This is a genomic window from Agrobacterium tumefaciens, assembly GCF_009649785.1.
In the GTDB taxonomy this organism is placed as follows: domain Bacteria; phylum Pseudomonadota; class Alphaproteobacteria; order Rhizobiales; family Rhizobiaceae; genus Agrobacterium; species Agrobacterium tumefaciens.
The window spans coordinates 26,168-45,723 of the sequence record NZ_WJOK01000015.1; the positions used below are offsets into that span (position 1 = coordinate 26,168).

The window sequence follows — 19,556 nt, forward strand, 5'->3', positions numbered from 1 at the left end:
ACGAAAAAACTGCCGACGAAAGAACTCAAGTGATGCGCGCCATTCTGTCCATCGATCAGGGCACCACCAATTCCAAGGCCATTCTCGTTTCTGAAACAGGAGAATTGCTGGCGCGCGGTTCATCGCCGGTCGGCATCACCTATCCGCAGCCCGGCTGGGTGGAGCAGGATCCGAACCGTATCTGGGCCTCGGTGCGCGAAGCGATTTCCGCCTGCCTGTCTTCGGCACACTCTGCCGTCAGCATTGAAGCCATCGCCATTTCCAACCAGCGCGAATCGGTGACGATCTGGGACGGTGAAACCGGCGAGCCGCTCGGCCCGGTCTTGAGCTGGCAATGCCGTCGCACCGCGCAGGAATGCATCGATCTCATCGGCAAGGGCCATTCCGAACGTGTCATGGCGCTGACCGGCCTGCCTATTGACCCGATGTTTCCCGGCGCCAAGATGCGCTGGCTGTTGGAGCGTGCACCGAAGGGCCGCAGCCTTCGCCTCGGCACCATCGATAGCTGGCTCATCCACTGCCTGACCGGCGGCAAGGTGCATGCCTGCGACGCCTCCAACGCGGCCCGAAGCCAGGTGCTCGATCTCAACCGGCAGGTGTGGAGCGAAGAGCTTTGTGACCTTTTTGGCATCGACATCAACGCCCTGCCCGACCCGCGCGACAGCAGCGGCGACTTCGGCGTGACATCAGGTGTTCCCGGCATCAAGGACGGCACGCCTATTCTGGCTGCCGTCGGCGACAGCCACGCCGCCCTATTCGGCCACGGCGCCTTCAATCCCGGTGACGGCAAGGTGACGTTCGGCACCGGCTCATCGGTGATGACGACCCTGCCGGATTTCATCGCGCCAGAGCGCGGCATCACCACGACAGTTGCCTGGAGGATTAACGGCAAGCCGACTTTCGCCTTCGAGGGCAATATTCTTGTGTCTGCCGCCTCCCTGCCGTGGATGACGGACATTCTCGGCCTGCCAGATGTCGCATCTCTTGTGGAGCTTGCCGCAACCGCTGAACCAGATGGCCCCGGTTTCGTCCCGGCCTTTGTCGGCCTTGGCGCGCCCTATTGGGATTCAGATTGCCGCGCGCTATTTTCGCAGATCAATTTCAGCACAAGTCGCGCGCAGATGGCCCGCGCCGTTACCGATTCCATCGCCTTTCAGGTTTATGACGTCTTCTCGACCATGCGCGCGCAGTCGCCCTCCGGCTTCGGACAGCTGTTCGTGGATGGCGGGCCGAGCCAGAACCGTTTCCTCATGCAATGCGTCGCCGACATGCTGGACCACCCCGTCATCCAGCGTGACGCGCCGGAAGCCTCCGCGCTTGGCGCGGCCTATCTTGCCGGCCTCGCCCTCGGTCTGTGGAGCGATCTCGACGCCATCGCCGCGCTCAACAGTCACGGCAACGCCATCCCGCCTTCGTCCAGTGACGGCAGGCAACGGCTTGCCGTCTGGCGCGACGCGATTGCGCGCTCGACGTTACCTGTGACGTCGGGTAAGGGTGAATAAAAATTCACCCTGGAGGGCTTATGGGCAGGATCAACGAACTTCGGATGATATCCCGCGTGGCGCAGATGTATTTCAGCGAGCACAGGCGGCAGGCGGAGATTGCCGAACATCTCAATCTTTCGCAGGCCACCGTCTCGCGCATGCTGAAGCGTGCCGAAACGGAAGGTATCGTGCGCACCAGCATCATTCCGCCGCCCGGTACCTATAGCGATCTTGAAGCACAGCTTCGCGAACGCTTCGACCTGCCGGAAGCCATTGTCGTCGATTGCAGCGAGGATCGCGACGGCGCGATCATGGCCCGCATCGGCGAGGCTGCCGCGCATTTTCTCGAGGTGACGCTGTCGCAAAACGAGATCATCGGCGTTTCCAGCTGGAGCCAGACGATCTTCAAGATGGTGGAAAACATCCATCCGCTGAAGGGCGCCAAAGCGCGTTACATCGTCCAGACGCTGGGCGGCATGGGCGATCCTTCCGTGCAGACGCACGCGACCCAGATCACCACCCGGCTGGCGCGGTTAACGGAGGCCGAACCGAAATTGCTGCCGGTCCCCGGCGTCGCCACCTCTCGCGAGGCCAAGCTTTTGATGCTGGCCGATCCCTTCGTGCGCGAAACCATCGATCTTTTCGGTTCGATCACGCTCGCCATCGTCGGTGTCGGTGCCGTCGAGCCATCGGAGCTTCTTGCCCGCTCGGGCAATATCTTTTCCGCCAAGGAGCTTGCCGATCTCGCACAGGCGGGCGCCGTGGGCGATATTTCGCTCAGGTTTTTCGACAAGGACGGCAAGCCCGTCAAGACACCGCTCGATGACCGGGTCATAGGCCTTCCGCTGGAGAACCTTGCCAATGTCGACCGCGTCATTGCACTCGCCGGCGGCTCGAAAAAGACCGAGGCGATCGCCGGCGCGCTCAGAACCGGCGTGATCGATGTTCTCGTCACCGACAAATTCACCGCCGAACGACTGGTCGGCACATAAACATAGCCGTTATCCCATAAGGAGGAGACATGAGGCGCTTTGAAGGTCAATCCGTATTCGTGACTGGAGGCAACAAGGGCATCGGTTACGGCATCGCCCGCCGTTTTGCCGAGGAAGGCGCGAAAGTCGCCATCGCCTCTGTCGACAAGGACACCAATGATGCCGCCAAAAAGCTGGCGGACGAAACCGGCTCCGTCACCCATGGCGTGATCCTCGATGTGCGGGATGCGGCGGCGGTGCGCGAGGCCTATGGCACAGCCGAAGAGGCAATCGGTCCGCTTTCCATCTCGGTCCAGAACGCCGGCGTCATCACCATTTCGAAGATCGAGGAGCTGACGCAGGAACAGTGGGACTTCAACCTCGATGTCAACACCAAGGGCGCGTTTCTGTGCTGCCAGGAGGCGATCCGCCGCTTCCGCGCAAGTGGCACCAAGGGCCGCCTGGTTAACACCGCCTCCGGCCAGGCCCGTCAGGGTTTTATCTATACCCCCCATTACGCCGCTTCAAAATTCGGCGTCGTAGGCCTGACGCAAAGTCTGGCCAAGGAACTGGCGCCCGAAGGCATCACCGTCAACGCCATTTGCCCCGGCATCATCCACACCGAAATGTGGGATTATAACGATCGAGTCTGGGGCCAGATGCTCGGTGACTATAAGCCCGGCGAACTCATGGCCGAATGGGTGCGCAACATTCCTATGCGCCGCGCAGGAACACCAGCCGAAGTGGCAGCCTTGGTGGCGTTTCTCGCCTCCGAGGATGCGGCCTACATCACCGGCCAGACAATTAATGTCGATGGCGGGCTGATCATGTCGTAGCACTCAACCAATCGATGACGGCATCTGCGTTCTTCTCTGGCGGATGGACCGGGTAAAAGACATGCTTGATAACGCCCGTTTCGATAATCATCGTGAGCCTCTTGAGCAGTGTCAGGCCTCCAGCCTGGAAAGTTGGAAGGCGAAGGGCTGACACCAGAAGGAGTGAATGATCGGAAATCAGAGGAAACGGCAGGTGAAGCCGCTCTGCTGCCTCTCGCTGATACTCCGTGGTCTGCGTAGAAAGGCCAAACAGACGCGTTGCTCCCAATGCCTTCAGTTCAGCGAAATGATCACGGAAGGCACAGGACTGTGGTGTACATCCCCTCGCGCCGGGTATTGCGTCCCATCCGTCAATAGCCTTGCCTCCGGGCGGGCTTGTCCGGGGGTAAGCATAGACCACGGTTAACCCCGGCTCACGCAGATCGACTACCGTGCCATCCGTCGCAACCAAACCAATGCTAGGCAACTCCATCCCGGGTAAATGCCTGGCTGCTCCGTCGTCACGTGGGGTAACTAATTGCTCATCCCCGCCGGGTTCAATCATTGCCACCTCGTTGCTCTTCCTGTCTGTCGACGTTGCGAAGTTAGCCGATTTTCATACTACCGCAATGTCTAGTGCGCAGGTGCAAAGCTGCCGTAGCGATTCGCGCATTCAGCCTTGATGGAATACGAACGCCACACCTTCATTCGATTTGACAAAGTCACTGATTGCCAAGTCTCTGGCCGATAGTATCGTTTTGGAATTTTCGCTGAAGCGATGTTCTGGGGCAACGGCTTCTTTGTCTTGGGATCGCTGCTACCGGGTGGCCACCACTGTCCCCATTTCCACAAGGCAATTGCTGCTCTCGGCAAATACGTCCTGCTGACTGAGACCCACTTTTTTCGGCGATCTTAGCGGCCGTCGTGCTCCCGAGATTTTCGGCGTCTGGGAAGTTGTTCTGTTTGGTGAAAGTCACGAAGACGTCGGTGGCGTTGGAATAAATGTCTTCCAACCGAGACGTTTGGCGCAGACACTCAGCAGAAACAGGGCCGATTTTTAGAGAACAGGCGGTCTTGGCAGCTTTGCGCCAAGAGGCGGACATCCGTCGAAGCTGTCAGGATGATCCGCGCCGTGACCTTATAGCCATTCGTAAGTCTCCCAGCGTTTGTCGCGATGGGCGCGGTGGCGGCGAACGGCTGCCATCCGCAGGTTCAGACTATCAAAAAACTAAACAGTGAGCTCTCTTCGGACGATCTCAGCTCCTGCGCTCAAGGAATTCAGCTTTTCTCTTGCCACACGACGAGACAGGGGGGCCATGCCGCAATTGGTGCAGGGGCAAAGTTTATCTGCGTCGACAAACTTAAGCGCCTTGCGCAGCGTTGCAGCGACTTCCTCCGGGGTTTCGATGGTATCGCTTGCCACATCGATGGCCCCAACCATCACTTTCTTACCTCGAACAAGGTCCAGAAGATCCATGGGGACATGAGAATTGTGGCATTCGAGGGAGATCATACCGATGCCGGATTTCTGCAGCTTGGGGAGAGTTTCCTCATACTGCCGCCATTCTGACCCGAGTGTCTTTTTCCAATCCGTATTGGCCTTTATGCCGTAACCGTAGCAGATATGGACGGCGGTCTCGCACTTCAGCCCTTCAATTGCCCTGTCCAAAGTGGCGACACCCCAGTCATTCACATCGTCAAAGAAAACGTTGAAGGCAGGTTCGTCGAACTGGATGATATCGACGCCGGCAGCCTCCAATTCCTTTGCTTCCTCGTTGAGTATCACGGCAAATTCCCAGGCAAGCTTTTCACGGCTCTTATAATGGCCGTCAAAGAGAGTATCGATCATCGTCATCGGACCCGGCAACGCCCATTTGATGGGTTGTTTGGTCTGCTGGCGCAAAAACTTGGCGTCTTCGACGAACACGGACTTCTGGCGAGACACGGCGCCGACGACTGTCGGGACACTCGCATCGTAGCGATCGCGAATTCTGACTGTCTCGCGTTTTGCAAAATCGACCCCGTCGAGGTGCTCGATGAAAGTCGTGACGAAATGTTGGCGTGTTTGCTCGCCATCACTGACGATGTCGATGCCGGCCTGTTGCTGATCGTCCAGTGAAAGGCGCAGGGCATCTCTCTTGCCTTCCAGTAATTCCTCGCCCTCCAGCTTCCAGGGCGACCACAGTTTTTCGGGCTGCGCAAGCCAGGAGGGTTTCGGCAGGCTGCCAGCGGTCGATGTGGGGAGAAGTTTCTTCACGGTGGGACCTCTTCTAAGTGATGCTCAAGCGGGGCGGTGAGCAAACAATTGCTCAAGGACGGCGCGGTATGGCTTGATGAAGTGTTTTTCGGTGAACTTACCCTGATCCACCGCCAAGCGATTTCGTTCGTCGCGATCGTAAATGACCCGGGTCAGCGAATAGTCCTGGTGCTTCAGGTTGGGCTGGTAAAATGTCCCAGCTGCTGCGTTCGCATTGTAGATTTCGGGGCGATAAATTCTCTGAAACGTTTCCATCGTGCTGATGACGCCGATTAGCTCAATATTGGAGTAGTCGCCCAGCAAGTCCCCAACAAAGTAGAAGGCCAACGGCGCAACGCTGCCTGCAGGCATGAAGTAGCGAACCTGCAATCCCATTTTCCCGAAATACTGGTCGGTGGACGAGAACCCATTCTGCCGGTATTCGACGCCCATCACGGGGTGATGATTTTCGGTCCGGTAATAGGTCTTGCTGGTCGAGGCGCTGATGCAAATGACCGGCGGCTTGCGAAAGTACGAGCGGTAGGCATCCGACCGCAGAAAAGACTTGAACAGGTTTCCATGGAGGTCGCCGAAGTCGGCCGGAATGCTGAAGGCAGGAACGCTCTTGTTATGCTCCGGCAGCACAATGCTGAAGTCGTAGTCTCGCACATAGGAGGAGAAGTTATTCCCCACAATGCCGTCGATACGTTCACTGGTTTTGTGATCGATGATCGTCGTCTTCAGTATCTCGATGAGGGGAAATTTTTCACCTGCGACATCGAAGCTCATGTCGACCGAAATGATCTCCAACTCGACCGAGTATCGGTCCGATTTGGGATTATCCCAGTGCGCGAGGGCGTTGAAGCGGCTGTCGATCATGCGCATGACATTGCGCAGGTTTTCCTGCCGCTTTTCGCCCCTGGCCAGATTGGCGAAATTGGTGGTGATGCGCGTATTTTCTGAAGGACGATAGTCCTCATCGAAGGGTACGCTCGTGATCGTAAAAATGCAGGTCTGAGACATGTTGTGCCCCTATAAAGTTGGGGGCATGGGTCTGCGGACGCATAGCAAGACAGGCCGCGACAATGCAGCCTTTGCTACGGCACACTGGGACACCCCGCCCGTGGACGTTATTTCACCAAAGGCAGGTCTCCTGGCTCACGGATCATCACTTCCGTCCGTCTTCCCGGGGTAAACCAGTGACATATTGGACTTCAGCTCGCCGCTTACAGTTGCGGGGGCAGCGTCGGCTTTTCCGCATGACACGGAGCACCGACTTCCCTCTTAGCCCCGGCACGTTGCGTGCAACGACTGGGGAACCTTAGGCGTGACGACCATATTGTAAGCTACGTCATCGGTCAACATCATATAACGATATCTTTATGTCCTTAAGTCTGCGTTTCCATCGCCGGTTCCGACCGAGTAGCTTGCATTCGGCGCGGCAGTCAACGTTGCGGTTTTACGCTTTTCGCCGCTTTCAGCAGCGTCATGCGTCCCAGTTTTCAATCTCCGGCGCAACGGCCTGGAGCAATATCCTTCTGCTGCCGCCGAGACGGACGATTATCCCTCACAAAGACGAATACAACCGCTCTTTCTAAGAAAAGGGTTCCAGCCTTTCGCTGCAAGGATTGCCCAGGCAGTGGCCCCGACATGCGGCAACCTGAAATATTTGAAGTCGGCAAATGTCGAGGTCGGCCCGATCATCAGCCCGGTCGTCAGTTCGTCCCCGACTGTCGCGTAGATCAGGTTATCGGGAGATATTTGTGCGGCAATGGTGGCAAGCAGCGCCTCGGCCCGGTCGGCATCGCCGACCTGCTGAAACGCCAGCGCGGCCTGGGCCGTACCTTCCAGCCACACACCATCCCGATCGTCGTTAAAATCAAAACCTCCCGCAACCGCATAATGCCGATCAACCCAATGCAGAACACGCCCACTGCGGCCCCGAAACTCCGGCACGGCGAGAATGGGCCAGAGCTCGGAATCTATTCCGGACTGGCTCGAGTTGGGTGTGTCGCTTCCGGGTTGGCTGCCGACGTAAAACCGTCCCTGCTGCTCATTCCACATCGCATCAAGAAATTTGCGTGTTTTGTCCCGCATCGCCTGCCAGGCGCGCGCTCCCTCAATTTCGGCGAGCCAACCCGCAACGGCATATACATCGAGATTATGTTCCGTCGATTTCCACTCGAGTTTGGTCGGTGCAGGCTCATGACCGAATGTGCCACCTGTGTAGCCGATATCACGGACGCCCGCCGTATGCGCATCGATCCAGCGCATGAGTTTGGTCGCTGCCTGCACATAGGACGGATTGCTTAATCGTTCACTGGCAGTGAGAAGCGCAAGTGCCGCCCAGGCCAGGTTGCCCGTTGCGCTGCCCACCTGATAGTCATCCTCGACCCACGTCTTGCTGGCCTCACTCCAAAAACCGGGCAAAAGCATCGCATCATTTTCGTTCGCAACGGGGCCGGAACGGTAGGCGTTGCGCAGGCGGCCATCGCTGTAATAGCGATCGTTGTTGACGGCGAGCAGCAGCGCATCGGCAACCCTTTTTGCTTCGGCGTCGTTGCCACAGGAAAAAAGGGCAATCGTCGCCAAGGCATTGTCATAGGTGAAACCCGCATTTGAAAGAGCGGGATCAAGCGCTTTGCCGCCTGGTGCAGGCTCAAAGCTCCGAAATATGAAGGGGGTGGTGGATTTGTCCATCTTCCCAACGAGACCCGCACACAAGCTCACAGCAAGGCGGTCGCGAACTGATCCGGAACCGGTGCGCCCATCGCCAGCAGCGACCACTCCTGTTGTGAAGCAGGTCATGAGAACTGTCGCGACGATCGATTTGACAGACATGAGTTTTCCGTTTGGTAGGCGCTCTTCCAAACAAGCCCGCCTCTAGCTTGCGGTTTACGTCGAGCACGGTCCCGGGTTTGGCGCGAATTGTCTTAGCTGAAGGCCCTTGCGAGTAACATCTGCATGGACTTCAAGAGGTCGCCCTGTTCCGCGACATTTTCGGGCGCATTGCGGAAAAGCAGCCTCAAGATTGCACGATGCTGGTCGGCAGTGGGGGTGAGAGTGAATTTGCCGGGCGTTTGCGACACCTTCGTTGCATCGATCTGCAGCCAGCCCACATCGGGCACGTACAGGGACTCTGCCTCGGCGTAAGACCGGTTGAAATCCGCCAGGGTCGCGGTTTCGGTCGAAAGCGCCACGATCCGTACCGCCTTCACCTCGCTTGCGCACCGCAATCGGCCTTCGAGATCCACGCCGATCGGCTCTTCCTTGTCGACACGTGGTAACTCAATGCAGCAGATGAGGCTGGTGAAGGCAATCACCATGGCGACCGCCGACCAGATGAGGTTGAGACAATCTCGCGCCGAAAATTCTACAGGGGCGTCCCATGCGTAAACGGCGAGCAGAACTGAAACCGCGGAGGTGACGGTGACGATTGCGAAAAATAGCGCTGTAGGCCCATGAATGCGCACCTGTGACCGGTCACCTCCTTTCTCCGTGACTTTAAAGGGACGTCCGAAGGGTTTGCGCATAGCCTGAAACAAGGTGATGGTGATGGGAACAGCGGTCAGCGCATGCGTCACTTCGGTGAACAGCGGTAGGGTGCGTTTTCCCGATATCCAGGTGGAGTAGGCCCAAAACAAAGCCAGTGACGACAGTCCAAATTTCATGAACATCAGCTCGTCAGCCTGGAGGGCGGAAACGCCTGTGAGCCAGTAGATCGATGGTGCCAGCAACAGGCAGAGGATGAAAGGCTTCGACAGCCAGCAAAACAGCCCGTGCAGATAATGCAGCCTTTGTGTCAGCGTGAACTTGCCGCGCCACAATGGTCCCGTCCGCAGAAGGCCGATCTGAATGGTGCCCAGGCACCACCGCGTGCGTTGTGTGATATATTCTGGCAGGCCCTCAGCCGATAGACCGACACTGAGTTTTTCGTTGAGCCAGCGTGTGACGTAACCTCGCTCCATCAGGCGGTAGGTCAGCAGCATATCTTCGGAAAGTGCATCATGCGGAAACCCGCCGAGCTCGTTGACCGCCGCCCGCCGCACGACAAAACTCGTCCCGACGCAGAAAGCGCAACCGACCGCGTCCTTGGCCGGCTGGAATACATCAAAGAATACACGTTGATCATCGACGAAGGAATTGCGGATGCCGAGGTTGTGTTGGATTGGGTCGCAATTAAAGTAAAATTGCGGTGTCTGCACAACTGCCACCTTGGGATCGGCGAAAAGACCGGTTACGCGACGAAGGAAGTTGGCCTGTGGCGCGAAGTCCGCATCCAGAACCATGATGAAATCGGAAACCTGTGGCAGCGCATTGGTGTGTTCAAGTGCATTGTTCAGATTTCCCGCCTTGGCATGTCTATTGTCCGGGCGCGTCACATAATTGACGCCGACCGTCTCGCAATAGTCCCTCACTTCCGGCCTGCGCGTGTCGTCGCAGACAAAAACACGCAGCTGCGGATATTGCATGGCCTGGGCCGCGATAACCGACTTCTCAAGGACATTCAAAGGTTCGTTGTAGGTGCAGATAAAGACGTCGACGAGTGGCGCATCCGAATTATTTTCAATCGCGGCTTCCCCTCTATCAGCCAAAAAAGACCAGTCCGTCCGCCTCGTCAGGATCAGGATCGAGCCGATGGCGTAAAGAACGGAGATCAGCTCGAAGGTGAAATAAATGTAGTTCCAGGCAGTCTCCAGAGAAAGCTCGAAGGGTGGCAGCGTATCGGTGGCGCGCCAAAATATGTAAAGGCCAAGAGACAGCAGCATAATCGCACTGAAGGCCAACCGGTCCAGGACCCTGCGCGGGTCGGCCAGTATGGTAAACAGGATCGCGCAAAGGGCGATGACAAGATTGACGTAGAGTACCGACTGAACATCGCCATCAGGGCTGAAATACATCGACTTATCCTCATGGTTGGTCAGGCGCGCGGCACGCCGCGCGTGAATGAGGTTGCTTCGAGTGTCTTAAACAGGTGGTGGGTCGCCCTGCGGGTTTGCATCGCACTCCCGCAGGGGCCCGTCCAATCCATGCGGGTGTCAGGATTGGGTGCGCGGTGCCTTTCCGGTGGCATCCGTATTGCCGAAAGGGTGCTGGGTGATGATATCGGGCTGATGTGCCCGGCCAGGCACGTCCGGCCGCTGTTGTGGCCACTCGATACCAGTGTGTGCGGATAGCGTATCACGCGACGTTTCGATCAGTGCCCATGCGGCCTGCCTGACATCCGGCAATTCGCTGACGGAGGTCTTTGCAAACTGGAACAGGCTGGCTGATGCTTCATGCACATAGTTCCGGGTTTTGCCGAGCCACTCGCGCGGCAGGCTCACACTCACCCACGTGCCGACCGAACAGGCGCCGTTCTCGGTCAATTTTTCCTGTGCCCTGCCGTCCATGCGAATATAGGCGTAAAGCTCTCGCCGCTCTGTTGGTGGAAAGGGCACGGCATAATCCAGGTCGACACGTTCGGTAGTACGTGGCACCAGGCGCTCCACCACCCCATCGGATTCTTCCGCCCAGGCATCGGAACTCACCTTCACCCGAGAACCGACGGAAAGCGCCTGTGCCTGACGCTCTGAAAAAATCGCCACGACGAAAGCGTTGCGACAGTCAAGCGCCTCCGCCAGCGTGTCGCCTGCAACCACTTCACGGCCGGTCGCAGCCACGGGCTTGTAGAGCGTTGTGCCCGGTGGAATGGAAAGATCGGCGCGGGTCAGCCTTTCAATACGTGCGCTCTCCGCCGATGCCAGCGTTTCAAGCTCGCTTTTGCGCGTCTGCATGGTGGTCATCTGCATCCGGATCTGCAGCAGATCTGCGGCCCGTGTGCGAATTTCCTGCTGAAGATTTTGCAGAGATTGCAAATCGGAGCCGATATAGATGCCTTGGCGCGCGAAGTTCATTTCCTTGGTGAGTTTGTCAACGGCGACTTTGGCAGCTTGCAGCTTTGTATCTTCAAGTTGTATTGTGTCCGCTATATCTTCTCCGATTCCAGAATACATCCCCTTCGCCATCAGCTTCTGTTTTCGCGTGGCTTCCGCTTTTGCAATTCGGGTCGAATAGGTCACCATCTGCAAGGCTGCATTGGCTGCCTGTAGGTCAGATTCGGTTCTTTGCAGTAACGCCGCCTGCTGACTGGCAAGATCCCTGTTCAAATCGTCGATGCGGCTGGCATAGTCGCCAATAATTCCGTTCTTCTGGCGAAGTTCATTATCGAGTGCTGCCAATTGCACCTTCAGGCCGATGAGCGTGGTATTGTCGACCTTGTCGTTTTCAATAGCAGCCTTACCGTTCTTGTCGGATATCTTTACCACACCGCTGATCGGTGTCGTCAGCGGAATGACTGGTGCATTGATGAGGGCGCGGTTCGTCTGGGATGTGAAGACCGGCGGAAACACAGAAGATGAAAACACCGTGGCGACAACGCCAAGGACAGTATAGGAGGCCAGCTTCACCGACGCACTTTGGCGCACTTCTTTGTCTCTATTGCGGAACAGCATGATATCAACTCCTGTTTTGTTGAACAGCCTTTCCTCCCGCAGTATTAAAATAGTTCACTAAGTTTTTTTGCGACGCAACATCGTTAAGATTGCATTAATAAATTTTTCGATATCGCCTAAATCATAGGCATCTGCCAGCGTTGAAATCGCAAAAACTCGTCCACGAAAAACTACAGAGCTAAATTTCAATCGTTTCGTATCAGCTGTGCCTTTTAAATGGCATCTGGTTATTATGCGGGCTCTCACCCGGCCGCCCAGGTTGCAACCTATAGAAGCATCCGCTTGTCCAAGGCAGCGGCACGAGTCTGGTTTTTCATATCCAACTTTCGATAGGCCGGCGTCCACAGGTCAGCATTCGCGGTCGCCAAAAAGGCGTCGGAACAAGATCTGGTCCTGGCAACACGCCAAGCTGTGACATTCGGCATGGCGTCGGTTCCGCCTTCGCCGGGTACGGAGAAGGCTCTGCGAAGAGCAGATTGCTGCTGGGCATCACAAGCATCAATGGCGAGCCGATCAAATCAGCTGCAATACGCAAGCGCTTGGCGGCGTAAAAACTTGATTGCAAATTTCATCTTATCTTGATTTGATCCCGAGCCAATGGTAGCAGCGTTTTCATGGAAAGCGCAAAACACCCTGAAATCCTCGAGACCTTTATGGGCGTACGCTCTCGTCTGATGCGCGTCATCTACCGTCGGGTCCATTGCCCGGCGACAACTGCAGATCTCCTTCAGGATACTTTTCTTCGCTTTTGGGAACGGCCGGGCCTGTTACGTGATGTTGTCGACCTGGCAGCCTATTTCATGATTACCGGCCGCAATCTTGCGCTTGATCACGAACGCCGCCGCAAGATCGCCCCCTTTGTCGACGGGATCGAAGGCCTTGAATCCATTCGTGATCCCGCACCATCTGCGGAAGCAGCTACCATCAGCCGTCAGGAACTGCTTCGCGTTCAGGCCGCACTGGAACACATGCCTGCACGCGCCCAGCAGGTTTTTATCCTCGCTCGTATTGACGGCCTGACATATGTCGAGATTGGCGAACGACTGGGAATATCGCCCAAAACGGTCTTTGGTCACATGGTCGTGGCGCTTGAGCGGTTGCGTGCAGAGGTCAACTACGAGCGCTAAAAGTCGCATGGCGGCTAAGAATGAGGCGGCGGATGCAGGATTTTTCCCTTCAGGAGCACTGTCCTGACAATGATCCAGAGATATCACGCCGTGCAGCCGAATGGTTCGCGCTGCTTCTCGATGACAGCGCGACACCACTCGACCGTGCCAATTTCAGGGTTTGGCTCGAACAAAGCCCGGCCCATGCGAGAGCCTATGCCGAACTGGAGCGTTTGTGGCTTGGAGCCTCGGCCCTGCCAGAGGTATCAAGCCCTGCATCTGTCAGACGGCGAAAAATCCTCAAATCCGGCGGTGCACTTGCTATCCTGACCACCGCCGGGCTTGGGACGCACGCATATTTAAGGCAGCAAACAGATTACCGGACGGGCGTCGGAGAGACCGCGCGCTTCTCCTTGCCCGACGGATCGGTTGCCGAACTGTCGACGGCGAGCGCCATATCGTTAAATTTCACGGCGGGCCAGCGACACGTCATTTTACAACAAGGCGAAGCGTTTTTCACCGTCGCGCGGGACGCTGCTCGACCGTTCTCTGTTGATTGTAGGGACCTTAGAGCTTTAGCGCTTGGCACTCAGTTTTCCGTTGGGATGCATGAGGAAGGTATCGTCGTTGCGGTTGCAGAACATACGGTAAAGGTCTCATCGTTGAGCCAAGAGCGGATTGTCCAGGAGGGACAGTCCGTGCTTTTCGCCAATGACAAACTGTCGGTGCCATCACAGACGGATATTGAGACGAGACTTTCGTGGCGAAGCGGAAGGCTCGTTTTCATCTCGGCTCCGTTCGAGGATGTCGTTGCTGCCCTGTCAAAATGGCGCTACGGCAAGATGATTGTCATGGACAGAGCCCTGGCCCGCCGGCCGATCAGCATCATCGTGGACGTGCGCAGGGCCGGTCGGATACTGGAAAATCTGGAGCACGGCCTGCCTATCCGTATTGCCAGCTACTCGCCTTTGCTGACGTTGATCTATCCGCAATAAAAAATCAGAAAATCGACCGAGGTTTTTTCCAAGCTGAAACGTCCCCTGTTCAGAAGCCCGAAAATGCTCGGGTATTGGTCCGTTTGCAGGGGGCAAAACGAGTGACACAGAAAAACCAAGCCGGCGGCTTTCGCATGAGACTGTACCGTATAATGTTGTTGGCCGCCTGCGCCAGTTTCACCACCGTCGTCTTGTCAACAGGAGCAGTTGCTCAGACCGCCAAGAGCTACGAATTTGCGATCTCCGGTCAGCCCCTGTCGGCTGCGCTGGTGCGCTTCTCATCGGTGACCGGTATCGATGTCGCTTTTGACGGTCCTCTGCCGGCAAACCTGCGCAGCGTCGGTACAGCCGGAAATCTCTCGGCTGAGGGCGCGCTTAGACGCCTTCTCGCGGGCACAGGACTGACCTTCCGATTTACGACCGCAAATACGGTCCTTTTGATCAACCCGCAAAACTCCTCGTCAAGCGCCAGTGCGGTTGGCGCGACAATCCTTGAGCCCATCGTCGTGCAGGGAGAGAACGCTCGTGGGCCTGTAGAGGGGTTTGTCGCCACACAGAGCGCCACAGCGACGAAGACGGGCACCTCACTCAAAGACACTCCACAGGCCGTCAATGTTGTAACGAAAGACCAGATTGCTGCTCAAGGTTCGACCACGCTGACCCAGGCTCTTCGCTATACGCCAGGCGTCATCAGCCAATATGGCGACGATTCGCGCTATGACTGGTTTACGATACGTGGATTTCGACCAAGTCGATATCTGGATGGCCTGCGCCTACCGTTTGGATCGCGCGGCTACGCCCAGCCACGTGTCGAACCGTTCAGCCTCGAGCGCGCCGAAGTCCTCAAGGGTCCAGCATCGGTCCTCTATGGCCAGGGCGATCCCGGCGGTCTGATCAACATGGTATCAAAACGGCCGAGCGCAACTGCTCTCAATGAAGTGGAGATGCAGTTCGGCACCGATAAGCGTATACAGACAGCATTCGATCTCGGCGGTGGCGCTGGTGACGATGACAGCTTCCTCTACCGCATCGTCGGCGTCGGCCGGTTGACCGATACCCAGTATGACTATGTGCGCGAGAAGAAGGGATATATTGCGCCTTCATTCACTTTCAAGGCGGATGAGGGAACATCACTGACGGTTTACGGTAGCTATCAGCACATCGACTCTCCCGGCGGCGGCGGAGCGCCGGCGCTTCCCGCGAACGGCACACTCTATACCCGCATGTATCCGGAATTGCCCCGCAGTGCATTCCCAGGCGAACCGGGTTACGACCACTACAAGAGCGACCAGGCATCTGTCGGTTACGAGTTTGAACACGAAGTCGATGACACCTGGACCATCAGACAGAACCTTCGCTACTCCTATATCGGAACAGATACTCAGCGCGTTCAGCCCTATTGCCCGGCAGCCTGCAATCCCACGGCCTTCTACCGATATGCCTGGGCGTTTCCCGAAAGTGCCCGCGCCGTCACCGTGGACAACCAAGCGATCGGAAATTTCCAAACGGGGGACGTCGCTCATACCGCATTGTTCGGCCTAGACTATTCCTACGAAAGCAGCCGCTACGAAGAGTCCGCGCTTTCCCCAATTTTCACTCCCTTCAATGGACTTGACCCCGTCTACGGCGCAACGGCGATCACGCGCCCGCCGATCGCAACACGGATCGATCAGGACCGCAGCCAGATCGGGCTCTACGCTCAGGATCAGATGGAGTGGAACAATTTCGTGTTCTCGCTCGGTGGCCGCTACGACTGGGCAAATACAGATACGAGGACCCGGACGAGCGTCGCTGACAATCAGGTCGATCAGAGAGACGGCAAGTTTACCTGGAGGGCCGGCCTCGTCTATAATTTTGACAACGGTTTGTCGCCATACGCCGGCTACTCAACCTCCTTCAATCCGGCCAGCGGCACCGACCGTTTGGGTAACGCCTTCGAGCCTACTACCGGTGAACAGTTCGAGGTTGGGGTCAAGTACCAGCCCAACGGTAGCAACAGCTTCGTCACCCTTTCTGCCTATCACCTCACACAGGACAATGTCCTGTCGCCAGATACGACCCCCGGATTCACGAACTACAGTCTGCAGACGGGCCAAGTCAGGATGCGCGGTGTCGAACTTGAGGGCAAGGCGGAAATCACAGACGCGTTCTCTGTCTTGGCATCTTATGCATACACCGACAGCGAGATCACCAGAGCCAATCCAAATGCTGCCGGTATCAGCAACGAGGGCAATCGCTTTGCCTTTGTCCCACGCCAGCAGGCATCGCTTTGGCTGGACTACACACTGCAGACATCGACCATCTGGGATGGTCTGAGCTTTGGCGGTGGCGCCCGTTACACCGGTCAGACTTTTGGCGACAATGCCAACAAATTCGACATCCCCTCATACACCGTATTTGATGCTGCCGTTCGCTACGATTTCGGCAAGGCAGACCCGAAGCTGGAAGGTTTGAAGGCGTCGCTGAATGTCAGCAACATATTCGACCGCAAGTATGTCTCGACCTGCATTGCTGCGACGGGATGCTATTGGGGCGAGGGTCGCACCGTCTACGCTACTCTCAAGTATAGCTGGTAGGATTGTGTCTGACGCTCGTTACCCAAATCGTGATTACAGGCTGACGCGGCGGCAATTCACCGCCGGGTTGGCTTCCGTTTTCCTGCCAGCAGTGGCAACAGCAAGCACGGAAACGCATCGGCTCGCCGTGTTGGACTGGGGCTGGGCAGAAAGCCTTCTCGCTCTGGACTACAAGCCATTTGCTGTTGCCGAAGCCCCTCTTTACGGTGACCGCGTTGTAACACCTGCACTTTCGACAGACACGATCGACCTTGGCCTGAGATCATGGCCGAACGTTGAACTGCTAAGAGCCCTGAAACCCGAGCTGATCGTGTCTCAAGCCGGATATGGTATCTCTGCTGAACGTCTCGGCGCGATTGCTCCAACCCTTGCGCTACCGCTTTACGGCCCCGCCCGGCAACCATTGCTTGCCGCAGAACACGCCCTCAAGGAGATTGCACGTCGCATTGGCAGGGAAAAGCGTGCGACAGACTATTTGGAACTGTCCTATTCGAGACTGGACGCGATAGCTCACAACGCAAAAGACTACGACGGGCGCGCCCTTTTGATCATCAAGTTTACGGATGACAGGCTTATCGATATCTACGGCGCAGGTGGCTTGTTCGATGATGTCCTGAAACGGATCGGCATTGCCAACGCATGGGATGGCAAGACCAATAACTGGGGCTTCGCAACGGCGGGTTTGGAGGCGATCGCGCGCTATCCTGAAGCAAGACTGGTCATCATCGAGCCGGGTCCACCGGGCCTTTTTTTGCAAAGCGCACTATGGAACGCCTTGCCGGCCGTACGGAATGGTCGTGTATCGATGATTCCACCCACATGGGTATTTGGCGCGTTTCCATCAGCAATGCGGTTTGCCGAAGTCCTGCGGCAGAGTCTCGGCATCGCATGAGAAACCGTTTCATCACCCCACCGCGCCTCGCCTTTACCATCACACTGGCAGCGATCGCGCTCCACGCCTTTGCCGTTGGTCACTATGTGGCGATCTCCGACATTCCAGCGGCCTTATGGCAGCCGGATCCAGCTTCGTTCGGCCAGATCTATGTCTATTTCTCGATTGTCCCACGGTTCCTCGTCGCTCTTTTGGCTGGTGGTGCGCTTGCTTTCACGGGTGTAATATTCCAGCAGCTCCTGAAAAACCCTCTGGCAGAACCCTCGACGCTCGGGATACTTTCTGGCGCTCAGTTGGCGATCACCCTTCTTTCCCTTTCTACAGTTGCAGTTACGGCAGGCGAGCGCGAGATAGCCGGGCTTGTGGGCGGCCTTGTCGCCGTAACACTCGTTGCGGGACTGGGAAAAGCTTCAAACTTCGCACCGATGACACTCCTTCTCTGCGGGATGGTGATCAGCTTTTCCGCCGGCTCGGCCTCCGTCATACTAGCCTTGTTTCACCACGAATATCTGCGCGGGGTGTTCATCTGGGGAAGTGGTTCACTCATCCAGAATGACTATTCCAACGCGACCGCATTGGCCTTGCGCATGATCGTGCTGATACCGCTGCTGTTGCTGTTCTTTCGACCGCTTTCAGTTATCGGTCTTGATGAAAGCCGTGCCCGCAGCCTCGGACTGTCCCCGGGCGGATTGCGCGCGGTGGTACTGTTTATCGCAACCGTACTGTCGGCTGTTGTTGTAGCCCGCGTCGGCGTCATCGCGTTCGTCGGCCTTGCAGCCACCAACCTCGCCCGAATAGTTGGCGCTCGAACGCTCCGCCAACGACTGCTGTGGGGAGGACTGCTTGGTGCCGGCCTCCTGCTGCTCGCTGACAGTCTCGTGCTTGCTGGAGCGCCCGTCGTCGGTGAGGTGCCAACGGGTACCGCCACCGCAATCATCGGCGCCATAGTGATGTTGGTACTCATCAAACATGTACCCCATTCCATTGACCAGCTTAACAGCAATGCCCTGAACCAAAGAGAGAACCCTCTGGCAGGCTGCTTTTTGCTGCCTGGTTCTCTTGCCATTGCTGCCGTTATCGCGTTGTTCTCGCTGACCGAGAGCTTCATAGCTGGCGGGGTGGAAACATCCGTGTTGTTTGCCGGTCGATGGCCAAGGGTCCTGACCTCGGCAAGTGCTGGCGCAATGCTGGCCATTGCGGGTTCCCTCACACAAACAATCACGCGTAATCCCATAGCGAGCCCGGAAGGGCTCGGCATCAGTGCCGGAGCCGGACTGGGGATTATCGCAGCTTTCTTCGCCGGAGGAATGGCGTCGCCTATTTTGCCGCTTGCCGGCGGCATAACCGGTGCAGTCGCCGCGTTTGCGATCATTCTGCTTGTGGCAAAAGGGAAAAGCTATGCGCCTGGACCTGTTCTTCTGTCTGGCATAGCCATCAGTGCGCTCGCGACTGCGATAATTTCGCTCATTGTCGCCAGTGGCGATCCGCGCGCAAGTTACATTCTGGCGTGGACCATGGGCCCTACCTTTCGTGCAACCGGCTTCGTCGCGAGCATCGCTGCAGCCTTGGTTTTGATCGGGCTGGCCATCTCGCCACTCTTGCGCCGCCCGCTAGAGGTCTTGGCGCTTGGGGACAGCACTGCACGCTCTCTTGGACTCAATCCGGCGCGATCCCGCCTCGTGCTTTTGCTGTTCATTGCCGTCCTGACGGGAGCTGCGACCGTGATTGTTGGCCCGTTAAGCTTCGTCGGCATGATGGCACCCCACATCGCCCGAGCGGCCGGGGCACGCGGCCAAATCCTGACGCTTCTCACGGCGAGCGCGGTCGGCGCAACGCTGATGATCTCAGCCGACTGGTTGGGACGGGCTGCCGACTTTCCCTATGAGATTCCCGCAGGCGTCATCGCCGCCTTTATCGGGGGGCCATACTTTCTGTGGGTGATCCGCTCGCGGGGCAGACAAAGCCCCAGGTTCTAAAATGAGGTAAC

Annotated in this window: 14 protein-coding genes and 1 riboswitch; of the genes, 8 read left to right on the forward strand and 6 right to left on the reverse strand. The window is 57.1% G+C overall.

What is annotated here, in order from left to right; all coding sequences use genetic code 11:
• Positions 1–32 precede the first annotated feature (32 nt).
• From GH784_RS16670 to GH784_RS16680, 3 genes are read left to right on the forward strand one after another with little or no spacing between them, the layout of a single operon-like run.
• On the forward strand, positions 33–1,502 hold the full coding sequence (locus GH784_RS16670) for an FGGY family carbohydrate kinase (protein WP_065687619.1): 1,470 nt from the start codon (positions 33–35) through the stop codon (positions 1,500–1,502).
• 20 nt (positions 1,503–1,522) lie between these two features.
• Entirely contained in the window at positions 1,523–2,476 is a 954-nt protein-coding gene (locus GH784_RS16675; protein ID WP_003517093.1) for a sugar-binding transcriptional regulator, read from the forward strand.
• Between the two features lie 29 nt (positions 2,477–2,505).
• On the forward strand, positions 2,506–3,291 hold the full coding sequence (locus GH784_RS16680) for an SDR family oxidoreductase (protein ID WP_065687618.1): 786 nt from the start codon (positions 2,506–2,508) through the stop codon (positions 3,289–3,291).
• Here the strand turns inward: GH784_RS16680 and GH784_RS16685 are convergent.
• From GH784_RS16685 to GH784_RS16710, 6 genes are all read right to left on the reverse strand, one after another.
• Positions 3,281–3,835 carry a peroxiredoxin gene (locus tag GH784_RS16685; protein WP_065687617.1) on the reverse strand — a complete coding sequence of 185 codons (555 nt, stop codon included), beginning with the start codon at positions 3,833–3,835 and terminating at the stop codon, positions 3,281–3,283. The two genes, GH784_RS16680 and GH784_RS16685, sit on opposite strands and share 11 nt — an antisense overlap.
• A gap of 663 nt (positions 3,836–4,498) precedes the next feature.
• A complete protein-coding gene (locus GH784_RS16690) occupies positions 4,499–5,527 on the reverse strand; it encodes a methionine synthase (RefSeq protein WP_065687616.1) in 1,029 nt (342 codons plus the stop codon).
• Positions 5,528–5,551: 24 nt separating this feature from the next.
• The gene (locus GH784_RS16695) at positions 5,552–6,529 is read right to left on the reverse strand and encodes a DUF1852 domain-containing protein (RefSeq protein WP_003517106.1); all 978 of its coding nucleotides are present in this window, start codon (positions 6,527–6,529) and stop codon (positions 5,552–5,554) included.
• Between the two features lie 103 nt (positions 6,530–6,632).
• Positions 6,633–6,845: riboswitch (cobalamin riboswitch) on the reverse strand.
• A gap of 221 nt (positions 6,846–7,066) precedes the next feature.
• Positions 7,067–8,347 (reverse strand): hypothetical protein, encoded by a 1,281-nt coding sequence (locus tag GH784_RS16700; RefSeq protein WP_065687615.1) that lies wholly within the window; start codon positions 8,345–8,347, stop codon positions 7,067–7,069.
• 92 nt (positions 8,348–8,439) lie between these two features.
• Positions 8,440–10,407, reverse strand: a complete 1,968-nt coding sequence (locus GH784_RS16705) for a glycosyltransferase family 2 protein (protein ID WP_065687614.1) — start codon at positions 10,405–10,407, stop codon at positions 8,440–8,442.
• 138 nt (positions 10,408–10,545) lie between these two features.
• Entirely contained in the window at positions 10,546–12,000 is a 1,455-nt protein-coding gene (locus tag GH784_RS16710; protein ID WP_065687613.1) for an HlyD family secretion protein, read from the reverse strand.
• A gap of 614 nt (positions 12,001–12,614) precedes the next feature.
• On the opposite strand from GH784_RS16710, the gene GH784_RS16715 reads away from it, so the two are divergent.
• The 5 genes from GH784_RS16715 to fhuB all read left to right on the forward strand — a co-directional run bounded on the left by GH784_RS16715 (position 12,615) and on the right by fhuB (position 19,545).
• Positions 12,615–13,127, forward strand: coding sequence for an RNA polymerase sigma factor (locus tag GH784_RS16715; protein ID WP_003517117.1), 513 nt, complete (start codon positions 12,615–12,617; stop codon positions 13,125–13,127).
• A 32-nt stretch (positions 13,128–13,159) separates the two neighbouring features.
• The gene (locus GH784_RS16720; RefSeq protein ID WP_153793584.1) at positions 13,160–14,101 is read left to right on the forward strand and encodes a FecR family protein; all 942 of its coding nucleotides are present in this window, start codon (positions 13,160–13,162) and stop codon (positions 14,099–14,101) included.
• Positions 14,102–14,202: 101 nt separating this feature from the next.
• Positions 14,203–16,677: a TonB-dependent siderophore receptor gene (locus GH784_RS16725; RefSeq protein ID WP_236736203.1), complete on the forward strand. Its 2,475-nt coding sequence runs from the start codon at positions 14,203–14,205 to the stop codon at positions 16,675–16,677.
• A gap of 67 nt (positions 16,678–16,744) precedes the next feature.
• Positions 16,745–17,569, forward strand: a complete 825-nt coding sequence (locus GH784_RS16730) for an ABC transporter substrate-binding protein (RefSeq protein WP_081308457.1) — start codon at positions 16,745–16,747, stop codon at positions 17,567–17,569.
• On the forward strand, positions 17,566–19,545 hold the full coding sequence (gene fhuB, locus GH784_RS16735) for a Fe(3+)-hydroxamate ABC transporter permease FhuB (protein ID WP_065687611.1): 1,980 nt from the start codon (positions 17,566–17,568) through the stop codon (positions 19,543–19,545). The genes GH784_RS16730 and fhuB overlap by 4 nt, the downstream gene beginning before the upstream one ends.
• Positions 19,546–19,556: the final 11 nt, after the last annotated feature.

Bases quoted from the DNA above. Each gene is read 5' to 3' on its own strand.
- GH784_RS16675 (WP_003517093.1), top strand. From the start codon at position 1,523: ATGGGCAGGATCAACGAACTTCGGATGATATCCCGCGTGGCGCAGATG.
- GH784_RS16720 (WP_153793584.1), top strand. From the start codon at position 13,160: ATGCAGGATTTTTCCCTTCAGGAGCACTGTCCTGACAATGATCCAGAG.
- GH784_RS16700 (WP_065687615.1), bottom strand. From the start codon at position 8,347: ATGTCTGTCAAATCGATCGTCGCGACAGTTCTCATGACCTGCTTCACA.
- fhuB (WP_065687611.1), top strand. From the start codon at position 17,566: ATGAGAAACCGTTTCATCACCCCACCGCGCCTCGCCTTTACCATCACA.
- GH784_RS16710 (WP_065687613.1), bottom strand. From the start codon at position 12,000: ATGCTGTTCCGCAATAGAGACAAAGAAGTGCGCCAAAGTGCGTCGGTG.
- GH784_RS16695 (WP_003517106.1), bottom strand. From the start codon at position 6,529: ATGTCTCAGACCTGCATTTTTACGATCACGAGCGTACCCTTCGATGAG.
- GH784_RS16670 (WP_065687619.1), top strand. From the start codon at position 33: ATGCGCGCCATTCTGTCCATCGATCAGGGCACCACCAATTCCAAGGCC.
- GH784_RS16685 (WP_065687617.1), bottom strand. From the start codon at position 3,835: ATGATTGAACCCGGCGGGGATGAGCAATTAGTTACCCCACGTGACGAC.
- GH784_RS16715 (WP_003517117.1), top strand. From the start codon at position 12,615: ATGGAAAGCGCAAAACACCCTGAAATCCTCGAGACCTTTATGGGCGTA.
- GH784_RS16680 (WP_065687618.1), top strand. From the start codon at position 2,506: ATGAGGCGCTTTGAAGGTCAATCCGTATTCGTGACTGGAGGCAACAAG.
- GH784_RS16705 (WP_065687614.1), bottom strand. From the start codon at position 10,407: ATGTATTTCAGCCCTGATGGCGATGTTCAGTCGGTACTCTACGTCAAT.